Raw genomic sequence first — 15,072 nt, 5'->3', positions numbered from 1 at the left:
GTTCAGGTTCGCGCGGGGCGGTTCAGCCGCCTGCTCCGGCCTCCCGGCGCGGGTGACACACCTCCGCCAAGCCCCGGGAAAACCGCCGCTCGGCCCTTCACGCGGCCTCGAACAAGCCCTCGGGAGGCTTTCCACAGGCCACCGAGTGTGACCGTTGTCAACCTGGCATATTCAGTTTCGGTTAGGGAAATCGCACCTATCGTGCGCGCCACTTCGACCCGCCCCCAGCAACTGGCGGGTCCTGCCGGCACCACTTCCGCCGGCACCCGGGCGGCCCGTGGAGAGATGGCCGCCTCCCCATGACGCCCCGCGTCGTCGCCTGCCCCCGGCCCTGCCGGCGGGCCTGCGACCGCGAAGACGGAGCAAGGAGATACATATGAAGCTGGCCTGGATCCTCTGGCTGTCGCAGTTCCTGCCGCAGCCGGCCGCCGACTCGCTGTGCCTTAGCACCACCGTGTACCTGGAAGCCCGCAACCAGAGCCTGCAGGGCCAGCACGCGGTTGCCGAGGTGGCGCTGCGCCGCAAGGACAGCGGCCTGTGGGGCGACTCGATGTGCGCCGTGGTCACCGCGCGCAAGCAGTTCGCCCCCACCCTGGTCTCGCCGGACACGCGCCTGCGCAACCTGGACGCCTGGCACCGCTCGGTGGCCGTGGCCCTGGACGCCGAGCGCAACTGGGCGCTGCCGGCGGGGCAGCGCAAGGAAATCGTGCCTGGCGCCAGCCATTTCGCCGCCCATTCCATCGCCAATCCCAGCTGGTCCAACGCCTACCAGGTGGCGACCATCGGCGACCACACCTTCTACCGGGTGCAGCGGCTCAAGCCGCGCACCTGACCCACCGTCCCCGGCGCCGCCTCTCCCGGCGTCCCCAGCCCGCATCCCGACCTGCATGAAGCTGTACACCAAGCCCGGCGCCTGCTCCACCGCGATCCACATCGACCTGTGCTGGACCGGCCAGCCCTTCGAGCTGCAGATCCTGGACGCCGACGGGCTGAAGTCGCCGGAGTTCCGGGCGCTGAACCCGGCCGGCTCGGTGCCGGTGCTGGTGGACGGCGACTTCGTGCTGACCCAGAACGTGGCCATCGCCGGCTACCTGGCCGACCGCTTCCCCGAGTCCGGCCTGGCTGGCGACGGCAGCGCCCGCCAGCGCGCCGAGGCCACCCGCTGGCTGGCCTTCGTCAATTCCGACCTGCATCCGGCGTTCAAGCCGATGTTCGCGCCGGCCGCGTTCGTGGCCGACCCGATGCAGCACGAGGCGCTGCGCAGCAATGCCCGCGCCCGGATCCGCACCCTGCTGGAGGGCGCGGACAAGGTCCTGGCCAGCCGCGACTGGCTGGCCGGGTTCCGCAGCTTTGCCGACCCCTACTTCTATATGGCGCTGCGCTGGGCCACGCGTATCGGCGTGGACCTGTCCGGGCTGGACGCGCTGGCCGCCTTCCGCGGGCGCATGGACGCCGACCCGGGCGTGCAGCGCGCGCTCCGGGACGAAGGCCTGGCCTGAGCCCGACCACGGCGCCGCGCCGCCAGTACCCCGGCGGCCCTCAGCCCTGGAGCTGGCGCTCCCAGAACGTGGCGAACTCCTCGCCGCGGGCCTTGGCCAGGGCCTGGCGCAGCTCCGGCAGGACCTCGCGCAGCCCGGCGGCGTCGGTGCAGCGCTCGATCTTCAGCTGCATGAAATAGCCGCGCAGGCCCAGGTGGGCGCGGACTGCCTCGCTCATGGCCTCGTACAGGCGCACGTATTCGTTGGCCTCGTCGGCCGTGCGTGCCGGCGGCGGCTCCTCTTCGGCCACGGCCGGCACCGGTGCGCCCGGCCCGCCGCCGCGGGCGGCCTGGGCCAGCCCGGCGGCATCGAAGCCGTTGCTCACCGGTTCGATCAGGCCCTCGGCCAGCAGCCGCTCCAGGGCGTCCTCCGGGGCCTTGACCCCGGCGGCCACCTGGCGCAATTCGGCCAGCGTGCGCTGGCCGTCCACCATCAGCAGGACCGTCCGCAGTTGCGGCGGCAGCTTGCGGGCGCGGTCGCGGATCTCGTCGCGACCCGCCTCGGTCTTCCGGTAAATCCCCTCGCGCATCGGTTCCCCCCCAGGAATACGCGGGGATCACGATAGCACTTCAGGGGCGCTGGTCCAGAGGGACGAACGGGAGGTTCTCCGGGCCGGTGTAGTTGGCGCTGGGGCGGATGATCTTGCCGTCCTGGCGCTGCTCGATCACGTGGGCGCTCCAGCCGGCGGTGCGGGCCAGCACGAACAGCGGGGTGAACATGGCCGTGGGCACGCCCATCATGTGGTAGCTGACCGCGCTGAACCAGTCGAGGTTGGGGAACATCTTCTTGATCTCCCACATCACCGCCTCCAGACGCGCGGCGATGTCGAACATCTTCATGTTGCCCTGCTCGGCCGACAGCTGCCGCGCCACTTCCTTGATCACCTGGTTGCGCGGGTCGGCCACGGTATAGACCGGGTGGCCGAAGCCGATGACCACTTCCTTGCGCTCGACCCGGGCGCGGATGTCGGCCTCGGCCTCGTCCGGGGTGTCGTAGCGCTTCTGCACCTCGAACGCGACCTCGTTGGCGCCGCCGTGCTTCGGCCCGCGCAGCGCGCCGATCGCGCCAGCGACGCAGCTGTACATGTCCGAGCCGGTGCCGGCGATCACGCGCGCGGTGAAGGTCGAGGCGTTGAACTCGTGCTCCGCGTACAGGATCAGCGAGGTGTGCATGGCGCGCACCCAGCTCTCGCGCGGCTTCTCCCCGTGCAGCAGGTGCAGGAAGTGGCCGCCGATGGAGTCGTCGTCGGTCTCGACCTCGATGCGCTTGCCGTTGTGGCTGTAGTGGTACCAGTACAGCAGCATCGAACCGAGCGAGGCCATCAGCTTGTCGGCGATGTCGCGCGCGCCCGGGTGGTTGTGGTCGTCCTTCTCCGGGCTGATGCAGCCGAGCACCGACACGCCGGTGCGCATCACGTCCATCGGATGGGCCGACGGCGGCAGCTGTTCCAGCGCGGACTTGACCGCCGCCGGGACGCCGCGCAGCGCCTTGAGCTTGGCCTTGTAGCCGGCCAGTTCGGCGCGGTTGGGCAGCTTGCCGTGCACCAGCAGGTAGGCGATCTCCTCGAACTCGCAGGCGTTGGCGATGTCGAGGATGTCGTAGCCGCGGTAGTGCAGGTCGTTGCCGCTGCGGCCGACGGTGCACAGCGCGGTGTTGCCGGCGGCGGTACCGGACAGGGCCACGGACTTCTTCGGCTTGAACGTGGCGGTGGCGGTGGTGTCGCTCATCTTCGTGCTCCTGTGTTCGGGGGGGGCCGGCCGCCCGGGCCGGGCCGGATGCGCTTACTTCTTCGCGGCGAACAGCGCGTCGAGCTTCTGCTCGAAGGCGTGGTAGCCGATGCGGTCGTACAGTTCCTCGCGGGTCTGCATGGCGTCGACCACGTTGCGCTGGTGGCCATCGCGGCGCACGGCCTGGTACACGTTCTCGGCGGCCTTGTTGGCGGCGCGGAAGGCCGACAGCGGGAACAGCTGGATGGCCACGCCTGCCGAGGCCAGCTCCTCGCGCGAGAACAGCGGGGTCTTGCCGAACTCGGTGATGTTGGCCAGCACCGGCACCTTCACCGCCTCGACGAAGCGGCGGTAGGTGTCCAGGTCGTAGGCGGCCTCGGCGAAGATGCCGTCGGCGCCGGCCTCGACGCAGGCGATGGCGCGCTCGATCGCCGCGTCCACGCCCTCGACCTGGATGGCGTCGGTGCGCGCGACCAGGAAGAAGTCCGGGTCGGTCTTGGCGTCGGCCGCGGCCTTGATCCGGTCGACCATCTCGCCCTGGCTGACGATCTCCTTGCCCGGACGGTGGCCGCAGCGCTTGGCGCCGACCTGGTCCTCGATGTGGCAGGCGGCGGCGCCGGCCTTGATCAGGCTCTTGATCGTGCGCTCGATGTTGAACGCGGACGGGCCGAAGCCGGTGTCGATGTCGACCATCAGCGGCAGGTCGCACACGTCGGTGATGCGGCGGGTATCGATCAGCACGTCCTCGAGGGTGTTGATGCCCAGGTCCGGCAGGCCCAGGGAGCCGGCCGCGACCCCGCCGCCGGACAGGTAGATGGCGCGGAAGCCGGCGCGCTTGGCCAGCAGGGCGTGGTTGGCGTTGATCGCGCCGATCACCTGCAGCGGCGACTCGGCGGCGAGGGCGGCGCGGAAGCGCGCACCGGCGGAAGCATTGGACATGGCGGACTCCTGGGCACGTGGTTCACGTGGCGCGGGCAATGTGTCACCCTGTTACCGGTTGATCAATCTTGATCCTTCAAATCAATATGTCCCTGGACCGCGACCTGATTCCCGCTACCGAGGCCTGCCGCCTGCTGGGCATCAGCCCGGCCACGCTGTACGCCTATGTCAGCCGGGGACTGCTGGAATCCCGCCCCGGCCGCGACCACCGCAGCCGGGTGTACCGCCGCCAGGACGTGGAGCGGCTGGCGCAGCGCAAGCGCCTCGGCCGCGGCCCGGCGCGCGGCGCCGCGCAGAGCCTGGACCGCGGCCTGCCGGTGCTGGAAACGCGCATTTCGCTGATCCGTCCGGACGGACCCTACTACCGCGGACGTTCAGCCGTCGCCATGGCCCGCGCCGGCGCCACCCTGGAGGACACCGCACGCCTGCTGTGGGACTGCGGCAGCCAGGATCCGTTCGCCGATCCGCCCGGCGACTGGCCGGCGCGGGTGGTGGCGCTGGCCACCGACCAGGAGCTGCCGCCGCTGGCGCGGGCGATGGCGGTGATCCCGCTGCTGGCGCTGCAGGTGCCGCATTCGTTCCAGGCCGACCAGGCCACCCGCCGCGCCCTGGCGGCGACCCTGCTGCGGCAGAACGCCGGCCTGCTGGTGGCGCGGCGCCCGTCCGGCCCGGTGCACCGCCTGCTGGCCGGCACCTGGTGCCCCGGCGACGAAGGCTTCGCCGAACTGGTGCGCGCCGCGCTGGTGCTGTGCGCCGACCACGAGCTCAACGTCTCCGCCTTCGCCGCGCGCGTGGTCGCCTCCACCGGCGCGCACCTGCACGCGACCGTGTGCGCCGGCCTGTCGGCGCTGGCCGGCCCGCGCCATGGCGGCGCCACCGCGCGGGTTTACGCGCTGCTGGAGGACGCGCGCCAGACCCGCGACGTCAAGCGCCTGATCGCCGCGCGCTGGCGCCAGGGCGAGGACCTGCCCGGCTTCGGCCACGCGCTTTATCCGGACGGCGACCCGCGCGCCACCGAACTGCTGGCCATGCTGCGCACCCAGCCGGTGGCGGAGGCACCGATGCAGCTGGTGGAGGAAGTAGTCGCCGCCGCCGAGGGCGTGTCCGAGCGCCGCCCCAACGTGGACTTCATGCTGGCCGCGATCTGCTACGTGTACGGCCTGCCCGCCGCGCCGGCGCTGTCGATCTTCGCCGCCGGGCGCCTGGCCGGCTGGCTGGCGCACGTGCTCGAGCAGCAGGCACTGGGCCGGCTGATCCGGCCGCGCGCCAGCTACACCGGGCTGCCGCCGGAAAGCGGCGAAGACAGCGCGCCGCGCGCCTGAGCCGCGTGCCTCAGCCCAGCTTCTGCCGCACCGCGCGCAGCAGCTCGTTGAGGTTGAACGGCTTGAGCAGCAGGTCCATGCGCTCGCCGAGGAAGGCCTGGCGGTCCTGGGCGTTCTCCGCGTAGCCGGTGACGAACAGCACCGCGGTGCCCGGGTGCCGCTCGCGCACGCGGTCGGCCAGCTCGCGGCCGCTGATCCCGGGCAGGCCGACGTCGGTCAGCAGCAGGTCGAAGCCGCGCTGGGCGGCCGCCTGCAGCGCCTCGGCCGCGTCGGTGCAGGCCACCACTTCGTAGCCTGCGTCCACCAGCACTTCCAGCGCCATGCCGCGCACCAGCTCGTTGTCGTCCACCAGCAGGATGCTCTCGGCGCCGCCGCGTACCTCCGGCTCCTCCACCGGCGCCTCCGGCGCGGCCTGGCGCCCGCGCGGCAGCAGCAGCTCGATGGTGGTGCCCTGGCCTTCGACGCTGTGCACGCGCGCGGTGCCGCCGCTCTGGCGGGCGAAGCCGTAGGTCATCGACAGGCCCAGGCCGGTGCCCTGCCCGATCGGCTTGGTGGTGAAGAACGGCTCGAACACCTTGTCGATGATGTCGGCGGGGATGCCGGGGCCGTCGTCGGTCACCTCCAGGCTCACGTACTCGCCCGGTGGCAGGTCGGACGGCACCTGGGTGGCCGGGCGCGCGGAGATGGTGATGCGCCCGGCACCCTTCAGCGCGTCGCGCGCGTTGATCACCAGGTTCAGGACCACGCTCTCCAGCTGGTTGGCGTCGGCCACCACGACCAGGCCTTCCGCCGGCAGGTCGAACGCCAGGTCGATGTTCTCGCCGATGGAGCGGGTGAGCAGCTCGGCCAGGCTGGACACGCGCGCGCCGATGTCGAACGCGGTGGCATCCAGCGACTGCTTGCGCGCGAACGCCAGCATGCGCTGGGTCAGCGCCGCGGCGCGGAACGCCGAGGTGGTGGCGACCCCGGCGAAGCGCGGGATGCGCTCCAGGCGGCCGTTCTCCACCGCGGCGTTGATCATGTCCAGCGCGCCGATGATGCCGGTCAGCAGGTTGTTGAAGTCGTGGGCGATGCCACCGGTGAGCTTGCCCAGCGCGTCCATCTTCATCGCCTGCTGCAGCTCGGCTTCGGTGCGCTCGCGCTCGGCGATCTGCACCGCCAGCTCGCTGGTGGCCGAATGCAGCTGCTGGCGGTGCTCCTGCTCGCGCGCGTGCTGCTCGGTCTGGTCCTCCACGTACAGCAGGCCCGCGCCCGGGCCCTTGTACGGGCTAACCCGCCACTCGGTCACGCGGCGGCCGCGCGGGGTATGCAGGCAGTAGGTACCCTTCCAGCTGCCGCCGCTGCGCAAGGCCTCGCACAGCGCGTCCACCGGCTGATCGCCGAACAGCGCGGACAGGTCCGGCGCCCCCGCCTCGTCCAGCAGGCGCTTGAAGGCGTGGTTGGAATCGCGCACCTCCAGCTCGCCGGACACCACCGCGATCGGCGCGCCCACGTTCTCGAAGATCCCGCGGAAGCGCGCCTCGCTGGCGTGCAGCGCGTCCTCGACCCTGCGCACCCGCAGCAGGGTGCGCAGCGTGGCCAGCAGTACGTCGTGGTCAACCGGATGCACCAGGTAGGCGTCGGCGCCGGCGTCGAGGCCGGCGATCACGTCGCCACGGGCGATCGAGGCGGCGGAGACGTGGATCACCGGCAGCAGGCTGGTGGCCAGGTCGGCGCGCAAGGTACGCACCAGGTCGAAGCCGCTCATGTCCGGCAGGTTCACGTCCAGCACCAGCGCGTCGAACGCGGCCGCGGCCAGCTGCGCCAGGCCCTCGTTGCCCGTGCCGGCCTCGGCCACGCTGAAGCCCTGGCGCTCGAGCACGCGCCGCACCGAGTAGCGGGTGGCGGCGTTGTCGTCGACCACCAGGATCCGGCTAGCTCCCGTCATCGTTCTTCTCCGGTAGTGCGATGGGCACGATCACGTGGAATTCCGATCCCTGCCCGACCACGCTGTGCACGCCGACGCTGCCGCCGAGCAGTTCGGCGAAGCGGCGGCACAGGGCCAGGCCCAGGCCGGTACCGCGCAGGCGCTTCTGGATCGGCGAGTCGACCTGGACGAAGTCCTCGAACAGGGCGCCGAGCATGTGCCCGGGGATGCCGATGCCGGTGTCGCGCACGCTGAAGCGGATGTGCGCCGCGCCTTCGGGCCGCGCCGATACCGACACCCGTCCCTGCGGGGTGAACTTGAGCGCGTTGGAGATGAAGTTGCGCAGGATCTGCGCCAGCTTCTTGTCGTCGGTGTAGAGCATCGGCAGCGCCGGCGGCTCCTCGAACACCAGCTCGACGTGGTTGGCGCCCTCCACCAGCGGCCGGAACATGCCGCGCAGCGCCGAGAACAGGTCCATCAGGTCGAACCAGGCCGGGGAGATCGAGATCCGCCCGGCTTCGATCTTGGCCAGGTCCAGCAGGTCGTCGACCATGTCGCGCAGCTCCACCGCCGCGGTGCTGACGAAGCGCACCTGCTTGAGCTGCTCGTCGTTGAGCGGGCCGTCCATGCCCTCCTCCAGCAGCCGGGTGATGCTCAGGATCGAGCCCAGCGGGGTGCGGAACTCGTGGCTCATGTAGGACAGGAACCGGCTCTTGAGCTCGGAGACCTCCTTGAGCTGCTCGGCCTGCTGGTCCAGCTCGGCGTACAGGGCCAGCACCCCCTGGTTGGTCTCCTCCAGCTCGGCGCGCAGCGCGGCGTTCTCCGCGTGCAGGCGCTGCAGTTCGGTGTCCGTGGCAACGGGGGTATTCACGTCCGGCCTCCAAGGCGGATGGCGAGCGCGCCGGTGTCGTCGCGCCCGCGGTCGAAGTCGCGCAGCAGGACCGCCAGCACCAGCGCCGGGTGGCGGTGGGCCAGGCCCTCGTACGCGCCCAGGCTCCAGCGCGATTGCAGGCCGTCGCTGTGCAGCAGCAGCAGCGCGCCCGGTTCGGCTGGCAGCACGAACGCCGGTGCGCGCCGGTACTGCGCGCCGACGATGCCCGGATGCGAGGCCAGGCCGCGTGCAGGCGCGCCGGGCAGGTGGATCGCCGCGGCGATGTTGCCCACCCCGGCGAAGCGCACCACGCCGGCCTGCGGATCGTGCTCGAACACCGCGGCGGCGGCGCCGCGGGTGGAGGACATGCGTGCGTGCATGCGCGCCAGCACCTCCTCCGCGCGCAGGTCCGCGGCTGTGGCCGCCGCGGCGATGCCGGCATCGGCCGCCTCGGCCGCCAGCAGGCCGTGGCCCAGGCCATCGACCAGCACGCCCAGCACGCGGCTGCCGTCGCCGCCCAGGAACCAGGCATCGCCGCAGGCGCTTTCCTGGCGCATGGGCAGGCGCAGCGCGCCGTAGCCGAGGTCCTGCCCGCGGCTGCGCTCGGGATAGATGCGCGCCAGCACCACCGCGCCGCGCCCGTCCGACCACACGTCGAACATCTGGGCCTGGCGCCGGATCGCGCCCAGGCCCTGGCCCGGGCTGCCAACCCCGGTGGTATAGCCGTCCGGCAGGCACTGCGGCAGCGAGAAGCCCGGGCCGCGGTCGATCCCGCACACCTCCACGCCGCGGCCATCGCGGCCCTGCAGCAGCGACAACAGCACCCGCCCGCCGCGGCCATGGCGCAGCACGTTGGTGGCGATTTCCACCGCCGCCAGCGTCACGCGCCCGGCATCCAGTTCGGCGAATCCGGCCAGTTGCGCCAGCGACTGCGCTTCGCGCCGCACCTGGCCGACCTGGGAGGACTCCTCGACCACGATGGAGCGCGTGGGATGGCCGACGAACCCTATGCCCATTTGGTGATCGCCACCCGCGTGCCCCGCCCCGGCGCACTGTCCAGCTCGAACGCGTCCACCAGCCGGCGCGAACCGGACAGGCCCAGGCCCATGCCGGCACCCGAGGTCCAGCCGTCGGTCAACGCCTGCTCGATGTCGGCGATGCCCGGGCCCTGGTCGACGAACTCCAGGCGCAGGCCGCGGCGCATTCCGTCCTCGACCACGCGCCAGTGCATCGCCCCGCCGCCGCCGTAGACCACGGCGTTGCGCGCCAGCTCGCTGGCGGCGGTGACCAGCTTGGTCTGGTCGACCAGGCGCAGGCCGCAGGCCACCGCCGCCTGGCGGGCGGCCTGGCGGGCGAGCACCACGTCCTGCTCGGTGCGGATCGGCAACTCCCCTGCGCTGCTCATTCGACGCCGGCGCCTGCCTGCCGCAGCAGGCGCATGCCCCGCTCCACGTCGAGCGCGGTGCTCACGCCGGTCAGGTTCAGGCCCAGCTCCACCAGGGTGATCGCCACCGCAGGCTGCATGCCCACCACCACGGTGCGTGCGTCCATCACCGCGGCCAGCGCCGAGATGGTGGCGATCATGCGGCCGATGAAGGAGTCGACGATGTCCAGTGCCGAGATCTCGATCAGCACGCCGCGCGCGGAAGTGGCGCGGATGCGTTCGGCCAGGTCGTCCTGGAGCGTCAGCGCAAGCTGGTCGTGCATGTCCACCTGGATGGTGACCAGCAGGACGTCGCCCATTTGCAGGATCGGGATGCGCTCCATCAGGCCGCCTTCGCCACGGTGACGCCGGTGCGCTTGAGCGCCAGCGCCAGGGCGTCGGCGAGGTTGGCCTTGGTGACGATGCCCTGCAGGTCCAGGCCGAGGTGGACGATGGTCTGCGCGATCTGCGGGCGCACGCCGCTGATGATGGCGTCGGCGCCCATCAGGCGGATCGCGGTGACGGTCTTGAGCAGGTGCTGGGCGACCAGGGTGTCCACCGTGGGCACGCCGGTGATGTCGATGATCGCGATCTCCGAACCGGTCTCCACGATCCGCTGCAGCAGCGATTCCATCACCACCTGGGTGCGCTGCGAATCCAGGGTGCCGATCATCGGCAGCGCCAGCACGCCCTCCCACAGCTTCACCACCGGGGTGGACAGCTCCAGCATTTCCTCCTGCTGGCGCTTGATCACATCCTCGCGGTTCTTCTGGAACACCTTGACGGTGTGCAGGCCCAGCTGGTCCAGCAGGTCCGAGACCACGCGCAACTGCGCGGCCATGGCCTGCGGATCGGCGGCCAGGCCCTGCTCGACCGCGTCGAACAGCGGGCGCTTGAGCGAGAAGATGAAGGTCGCCGTCTCCGCGGCGCTGAAGCCCTTGAGCACGCGGTCGCGCGACAGGTCCTCGAGGAAGTGGCGGGTGTCGTCCCACTCGGCCCCCTGCAGGCTGGAAACGTCGGCGCGGCCGAGCGCGGCGGCGAAGGCCTGCCAGAACCCGCGCACCTGCGCGTCGAGCTCGAGCGGCGAAGCACGCCCGTCCTGCGCGGCCCGGGCGAAGCCGGCGGCCCAGGCGTCGAGGATGGCGTCCTGGCGGGACTGGATGAGGGTGAGCGTACGCGGGTCGAGAGCGGCCATGCAGGGATCCTGTAATGGGCGCAGCCGGACGACCCCCGGCATGCCAGCGGATCCCCCCCAGCCACATTGTTGGACGAGCCTAACGGAAACCGGGCTTCCGCGTCGGCGCGCGGATTAGCGGGAAAGCGACGTGAAACGGGCGTGAAATACCGCGGCACGGATCCTGCACCGCGCCGGACAGGCGGCGCAACGCTTCCTGCGCGAGCAGGCGTGCGCGCCTGCGCATTGGCATATACCGACGGTTATCCCGGCGGGCGCAGATCGAATCGGTGGGGCGACGGACGGCGCCTACACTCGCCCGGCCGCCCGCGCGGACCACCGAGATCCCGGAGCCCACCGATGCCTGCGAAGTCCCGCACCTTCTCCTGCCTCCGCCACGCCGCCCTCGCGCTCCTGCTGTGCAGCACCGTCTTGCCTGCCGCGGCCGGCACGGATCCGCACGCCGCGCATCCACCCGGGCCTGCGCCGGGCTCCAATCCGCTGTTCCGCGACCGCTTCACCGCCGATCCCGCGCCGCTGGTGGTCGGCGACCGCCTGTACCTCTACGTCGGCCACGACGAGGCGCGGGACGGGGAAATGTTCAACATGCGCCAGTGGCTGGCGTACTCGACCGGCGACATGAAGCATTGGACCTACCACGGCCCGGTCATGCAGGCCACCGACTTCAAGTGGGCCAAGGGCGATGCCTGGGCTTCCCAGGTCATCGGGAAGGATGGCCGCTACTGGTTCTACACCGCGGTCGAGCACGACGACACCCACCCGGGCAAGGCCATCGGCGTGGCCGTGTCCGATTCGCCCACCGGCCCGTTCGTCGACGCCCGGGGCTCGGCCCTGGTCACCAACCAGATGACGCCCAAGGGCGAGCACAGCTGGGAAGACATCGACCCGACGGTGTTCACCGACGACGACGGCAGCACCTGGATCGCCTGGGGCAACCGCCACTGCTACATCGCCCGGCTCAAGCCGAACATGATCGAGCTTGACGGCCCGATCACCGAGATAACCCCGCCGCATTTCGAAGAGGGCCCGTGGCTGCACAAGCGCGGCGACACCTATTACCTCACCTACGCCTCGCTGGACCGCAGCACCCACACCGACGAGCGCATCTCCTACGCCACCGCGTCCTCGATCCAGGGCCCGTGGACCTACCGCGGCGAACTGACCGGCTCGGGCAAGAACAGCTTCACCATCCACCCGGGCATCGCCGAGTTCAAGGGCCAGTGGTACATCTTCCTGCACAACGCCGCCCTGACCATCGGCGACCAGGAAGGCGCCCTCGGCCGCCGCGCGGTCACCGTCGAGTACCTGCAGTACAACGATGACGGCACCCTCAAGCCGGTGATGCAGACCGAGGAAGGCGTTTCCGTTCCACCGCCGCGGTGAGCGCGTGGGTGGCGGACGCCGGATGGACGCCCAGGCCGGGCGCCGGTCCTTCGTCCAGCGTGCGCCGGCGTCTGCGCGGGAACGGGCTGCGCGGGGGGCCGCCATCGGGCCGGCCGGTGTCCTCCCAGGCTTCTTCCGTGGTTCCGTAGGCGTACTCGTGGAACTCCGGTCCCAGCGGCTCGACGATCATTTCCCCCGGCTCCTCGTCCCCGGACTCCGCCTCGAAGGCGACGAACGGCCGGTACATGCGGCCCTGGTACGCGATCTCGCCCTGGTCCAGCAGCATCGAGAGCGCGAAGCTGAAATCGCCGCAGACGGACTTGGCCACCTCGTCGGCGATGCCATGCGCCCGGAGCGTGTCGCGCAGGTCCGCGATCCACTGCCGTTGGAAACCGGCGCAGAGCGCTTCGAGCCGGGCGTAGTCGTCCTCTTTCATGGTTTCCCCCTTGCGCCATGGATGCTGCCTGTCCCGCTCCTGCAGCGTGCGGCCGCTGCGTGCATGCCTGGCCCTGGCGGCGCGCGCGACTGCTCCTGCGCAGCAGTCCCGGCATCATCGCCAACCCGCACCCTCGTGGAAACAAGGCCCGGACCCGGGACCATGGTTCCGCGTATTCCATGGCAAGCCGGAGGTTCCCGTGGCCGGACGCATCCATCGCCTGCCGGCCTCCATCGTCCGGCAGGCGATCCGGGGGGAGTCGGATGCGCCCGGCTACAGGAAGGGGGACGCTTGCGCCATGCCGTCACTCAGCAGCCGGCGTCGGCGCCGCGCTCCAGCGCGCGCTTCACTTCCTCCAGCGCATTGGGATCGTCGAGGGTGGACAGGTCGCCCGGGTCGCGGTGCTCGGCCAGGGCCTGCAGCGAGCGGCGCAGCAGCTTGCCTGAGCGGGTCTTGGGCAGGGCGCTGACCACGTACACGCGCTGCGGCCGCGCCACCGCGCCAAGCTGGCGGGTGACGGTCTGCAGCATGGCGCAGGCGGCATCGGCCGGATCGGCGTCGGGCCGCTTGAGGGTGGCGAACACCACCGGCACCTGGCCCTTGACCTCGTCGTGCACGCCGACCACCGCGGCCTCGGCCACGTCCGGGTGGCTGGCCACCGATTCCTCGATCTCGCGCGTGCCCAGGCGGTGGCCGGCGACGTTGATCACGTCGTCGGTGCGGCCAAGGATGAAGGTGTAGCCGTCCTCGTCGCGGATCGCCCAGTCCAGCGAGCTGTACAGCTGCTCCCTGAAGTGGCTGAAGTAGCTGGCGATGAAGCGGTTGTCATCGCCCCACACCGTGCTCAGGCAGCCGGGCGGCAGCGGCGGCTGGATCGCCAGCACGCCCTTCTGCCCCGGCCCCACGTCCTGGCCGGTGTTCTCGTCGATCACGCGCAGGCGGTAACCCGGCGCTGGCAGGCCCGGCGAGCCGAGCTTGACCGGCTTCAGTTCCACGCCCGGCATCAGGGTCAGCACCGGCCAGCCGGTCTCGGTCTGCCAGTAGTTGTCGATCACCGTCTTGCCCAGGGCGCTGGTGATCCAGTCGGCGGTGGGTTCGTCCAGCGGCTCGCCGGCCAGGAACAGGTACTGCAGCTGCGACAGGTCGGCGCTGCGCAGCCACTTGGGATCCTGCTTCTTCAGCACGCGCACCGCGGTGGGCGAGGAGAACATGGTGCGCACGCCGTACTTCTCGCAGATGCGCCACCAGATGCCCGGGTCCGGGCAGGTCGGCAGGCCTTCGTACAGGATCGAGGTGGCGCCGGCGATCAGCGGGCCGTAGACGTTGTAGGAGTGGCCCACCACCCAGCCGATGTCGGAGGTGGAGAACATCGCCTGGCCGGCGCGCACGTCGTAGATCGACCACATCGACAGGGCCAGGGCCACGGCATAGCCGCCGACGTCGCGCTGCACGCCCTTCGGCTTGCCGGTGGTGCCGGAGGTGTAGAGGATGTAGCTGGGTTCGTTGGATTCGAGCCATTCCACCGGCACTTCGGCGTCCGCGTGTTGCGCGGCCAGCGGGCCGTACTCGAGGTCGCGCCCCTCCTGCATCGGCAGCTCGGCGGCCAGGCCGCGGTTGACCACCAGCACGTGCGCAGGCGGGTGCTGCGCGCGCGCCAGTGCCTCGTCCACCAGCGGCTTGAACGGGATCACCTTGCCGCCGCGCATGCCGGCGTCGGCGCAGACCAGCACCGCGGGCCTGGCGTCGTCGATGCGCACGGCCAGGTTGTGCGCGGCGAAGCCGCCGAACACCACCGAGTGGATCGCACCGATGCGGGCGCAGGCCAGCATCGCGACCGCCGCCTCGACGGTGTGCGGCATGTAGATCACCACCCGCTCGCCCTTGCGCGCGCCCAGCGACTGCAGCACGGCGGCGAAGGCGTTCACCTCGCGGTGCAGCTGGCGGAAGGTGAGTTCGCGCACCTGGCCGGTCTCGGTGGACCAGCCGACCAGGGCCAGCTGGTCGCCGCGTTCGGCCAGGTGCCGGTCAACGGCGTTGTGGCACAGGTTGGTGGTGCCGCCGACGAACCAGCGCCGGAACGGCGGGTTGTCGTAGTCGAGGATGCGCTGCGGTGGCTGCTTCCAGTCGATGGCGCGGGCCGCTTCGGCCCAGAATTCCTCCGGCTGCTCCACCGAACGCCGGTAAAAGTCTTCGTAACCCATGGCCCTCTCCCACTTCCCCTGCAGGGAATGGGCCGAGCATAGTCCCCGTCGATGGGACCCGCGCGTCAGACCTTGGTCGAAAAGACCGGGCTGAATGCGCGGAACCCCGGGTTTCCCGGGCGTTCCTGCAA

15 protein-coding genes are annotated in these 15,072 nt (G+C 71.1%); 4 read left to right on the top strand and 11 right to left on the bottom strand.

All coding sequences use genetic code 11. The annotated features are described in order from the left end of the window. The first annotated feature begins 376 nt into the window (after positions 1 to 376). Together PSEJ31_RS0111580 and PSEJ31_RS0111575 are read left to right on the top strand one after the other, a co-directional pair. Complete coding sequence (locus PSEJ31_RS0111580; RefSeq protein ID WP_028915539.1) at positions 377 to 832, top strand: cell wall hydrolase; 456 nt, start codon at positions 377 to 379, stop codon at positions 830 to 832. A 55-nt stretch (positions 833 to 887) separates the two neighbouring features. Continuing rightward, a complete protein-coding gene (locus PSEJ31_RS0111575; RefSeq protein ID WP_028915538.1) occupies positions 888 to 1,499 on the top strand; it encodes a glutathione S-transferase N-terminal domain-containing protein in 612 nt (203 codons plus the stop codon). Positions 1,500 to 1,539: 40 nt separating this feature from the next. On the opposite strand, the gene PSEJ31_RS0111570 is transcribed toward PSEJ31_RS0111575, so the two are convergent. Genes PSEJ31_RS0111570 through prpB form a run of 3 tightly spaced genes read right to left on the bottom strand, consistent with a single transcriptional unit; the run spans position 1,540 to position 4,204 of the window. After that, complete coding sequence (locus PSEJ31_RS0111570; RefSeq protein WP_019399137.1) at positions 1,540 to 2,067, bottom strand: hypothetical protein; 528 nt, start codon at positions 2,065 to 2,067, stop codon at positions 1,540 to 1,542. Between the two features lie 40 nt (positions 2,068 to 2,107). Continuing rightward, the gene (gene prpC, locus PSEJ31_RS0111565; protein WP_028915537.1) at positions 2,108 to 3,265 is read right to left on the bottom strand and encodes a 2-methylcitrate synthase; all 1,158 of its coding nucleotides are present in this window, start codon (positions 3,263 to 3,265) and stop codon (positions 2,108 to 2,110) included. Positions 3,266 to 3,319: 54 nt separating this feature from the next. Beyond that, positions 3,320 to 4,204 (bottom strand): methylisocitrate lyase, encoded by an 885-nt coding sequence (prpB, locus tag PSEJ31_RS0111560; RefSeq protein ID WP_028915536.1) that lies wholly within the window; start codon positions 4,202 to 4,204, stop codon positions 3,320 to 3,322. Between the two features lie 86 nt (positions 4,205 to 4,290). Here prpB and PSEJ31_RS0111555 point away from each other — a divergent pair, with 86 nt between their 5' ends. Continuing rightward, positions 4,291 to 5,526 (top strand): citrate synthase family protein, encoded by a 1,236-nt coding sequence (locus PSEJ31_RS0111555; protein ID WP_028915535.1) that lies wholly within the window; start codon positions 4,291 to 4,293, stop codon positions 5,524 to 5,526. A 10-nt stretch (positions 5,527 to 5,536) separates the two neighbouring features. Here the strand turns inward: PSEJ31_RS0111555 and PSEJ31_RS0111550 are convergent, their stop codons facing one another. Genes PSEJ31_RS0111550 through PSEJ31_RS0111525 form a run of 6 tightly spaced genes read right to left on the bottom strand, consistent with a single transcriptional unit; the run spans position 5,537 to position 10,921 of the window. Continuing rightward, positions 5,537 to 7,453 carry a response regulator gene (locus tag PSEJ31_RS0111550; RefSeq protein ID WP_028915534.1) on the bottom strand — a complete coding sequence of 639 codons (1,917 nt, stop codon included), beginning with the start codon at positions 7,451 to 7,453 and terminating at the stop codon, positions 5,537 to 5,539. After that, positions 7,440 to 8,303, bottom strand: coding sequence for an ATP-binding protein (locus PSEJ31_RS0111545; protein WP_019399142.1), 864 nt, complete (start codon positions 8,301 to 8,303; stop codon positions 7,440 to 7,442). Before PSEJ31_RS0111545 ends, PSEJ31_RS0111550 begins: the two co-directional genes overlap by 14 nt. After that, on the bottom strand, positions 8,300 to 9,319 hold the full coding sequence (locus PSEJ31_RS0111540) for an ATP-binding protein (RefSeq protein ID WP_028915533.1): 1,020 nt from the start codon (positions 9,317 to 9,319) through the stop codon (positions 8,300 to 8,302). The genes PSEJ31_RS0111545 and PSEJ31_RS0111540 overlap by 4 nt, the downstream gene beginning before the upstream one ends. Beyond that, positions 9,310 to 9,708 carry an anti-sigma regulatory factor gene (locus tag PSEJ31_RS0111535; RefSeq protein ID WP_028915532.1) on the bottom strand — a complete coding sequence of 133 codons (399 nt, stop codon included), beginning with the start codon at positions 9,706 to 9,708 and terminating at the stop codon, positions 9,310 to 9,312. Before PSEJ31_RS0111535 ends, PSEJ31_RS0111540 begins: the two co-directional genes overlap by 10 nt. Further along, positions 9,705 to 10,070: an STAS domain-containing protein gene (locus tag PSEJ31_RS0111530; RefSeq protein WP_019399145.1), complete on the bottom strand. Its 366-nt coding sequence runs from the start codon at positions 10,068 to 10,070 to the stop codon at positions 9,705 to 9,707. The genes PSEJ31_RS0111535 and PSEJ31_RS0111530 overlap by 4 nt, the downstream gene beginning before the upstream one ends. Then, positions 10,070 to 10,921: an STAS domain-containing protein gene (locus tag PSEJ31_RS0111525; protein ID WP_028915531.1), complete on the bottom strand. Its 852-nt coding sequence runs from the start codon at positions 10,919 to 10,921 to the stop codon at positions 10,070 to 10,072. Before PSEJ31_RS0111525 ends, PSEJ31_RS0111530 begins: the two co-directional genes overlap by 1 nt. A 339-nt stretch (positions 10,922 to 11,260) precedes the next feature. On the opposite strand from PSEJ31_RS0111525, the gene PSEJ31_RS0111520 reads away from it, so the two are divergent. Further along, on the top strand, positions 11,261 to 12,304 hold the full coding sequence (locus PSEJ31_RS0111520; protein WP_028915530.1) for a glycoside hydrolase family 43 protein: 1,044 nt from the start codon (positions 11,261 to 11,263) through the stop codon (positions 12,302 to 12,304). Here PSEJ31_RS0111520 and PSEJ31_RS16340 read toward each other — a convergent pair. Both PSEJ31_RS16340 and prpE read right to left on the bottom strand, forming a co-directional pair. Further along, complete coding sequence (locus PSEJ31_RS16340) at positions 12,252 to 12,740, bottom strand: hypothetical protein (protein WP_051403730.1); 489 nt, start codon at positions 12,738 to 12,740, stop codon at positions 12,252 to 12,254. The genes PSEJ31_RS0111520 and PSEJ31_RS16340 overlap by 53 nt on opposite strands. Before the next feature lie 308 nt (positions 12,741 to 13,048). Then, positions 13,049 to 14,941, bottom strand: coding sequence for a propionate--CoA ligase (gene prpE / locus PSEJ31_RS0111510; RefSeq protein WP_019399149.1), 1,893 nt, complete (start codon positions 14,939 to 14,941; stop codon positions 13,049 to 13,051). Positions 14,942 to 15,072: the final 131 nt, after the last annotated feature.

It is taken from the genome of Pseudoxanthomonas sp. J31 (genome assembly GCF_000510725.1).
GTDB lineage: Bacteria > Pseudomonadota > Gammaproteobacteria > Xanthomonadales > Xanthomonadaceae > Pseudoxanthomonas.
The sequence above is the reverse complement of the archived record's forward strand: the minus strand, read 5'-3'. Positions and strand labels throughout refer to the sequence as shown.

Coding starts and splice junctions, on each gene's coding strand:
- PSEJ31_RS0111580 (WP_028915539.1), top strand. CDS start 377: ATGAAGCTGGCCTGGATCCTCTGGCTGTCGCAGTTCCTGCCGCAGCCG.
- PSEJ31_RS16340 (WP_051403730.1), bottom strand. CDS start 12,740: ATGAAAGAGGACGACTACGCCCGGCTCGAAGCGCTCTGCGCCGGTTTC.
- PSEJ31_RS0111535 (WP_028915532.1), bottom strand. CDS start 9,708: ATGAGCAGCGCAGGGGAGTTGCCGATCCGCACCGAGCAGGACGTGGTG.
- PSEJ31_RS0111525 (WP_028915531.1), bottom strand. CDS start 10,921: ATGGCCGCTCTCGACCCGCGTACGCTCACCCTCATCCAGTCCCGCCAG.
- PSEJ31_RS0111570 (WP_019399137.1), bottom strand. CDS start 2,067: ATGCGCGAGGGGATTTACCGGAAGACCGAGGCGGGTCGCGACGAGATC.
- PSEJ31_RS0111555 (WP_028915535.1), top strand. CDS start 4,291: ATGTCCCTGGACCGCGACCTGATTCCCGCTACCGAGGCCTGCCGCCTG.
- prpE (WP_019399149.1), bottom strand. CDS start 14,941: ATGGGTTACGAAGACTTTTACCGGCGTTCGGTGGAGCAGCCGGAGGAA.
- PSEJ31_RS0111575 (WP_028915538.1), top strand. CDS start 888: ATGAAGCTGTACACCAAGCCCGGCGCCTGCTCCACCGCGATCCACATC.
- prpC (WP_028915537.1), bottom strand. CDS start 3,265: ATGAGCGACACCACCGCCACCGCCACGTTCAAGCCGAAGAAGTCCGTG.
- PSEJ31_RS0111550 (WP_028915534.1), bottom strand. CDS start 7,453: ATGACGGGAGCTAGCCGGATCCTGGTGGTCGACGACAACGCCGCCACC.
- PSEJ31_RS0111530 (WP_019399145.1), bottom strand. CDS start 10,070: ATGGAGCGCATCCCGATCCTGCAAATGGGCGACGTCCTGCTGGTCACC.
- prpB (WP_028915536.1), bottom strand. CDS start 4,204: ATGTCCAATGCTTCCGCCGGTGCGCGCTTCCGCGCCGCCCTCGCCGCC.
- PSEJ31_RS0111540 (WP_028915533.1), bottom strand. CDS start 9,319: ATGGGCATAGGGTTCGTCGGCCATCCCACGCGCTCCATCGTGGTCGAG.
- PSEJ31_RS0111520 (WP_028915530.1), top strand. CDS start 11,261: ATGCCTGCGAAGTCCCGCACCTTCTCCTGCCTCCGCCACGCCGCCCTC.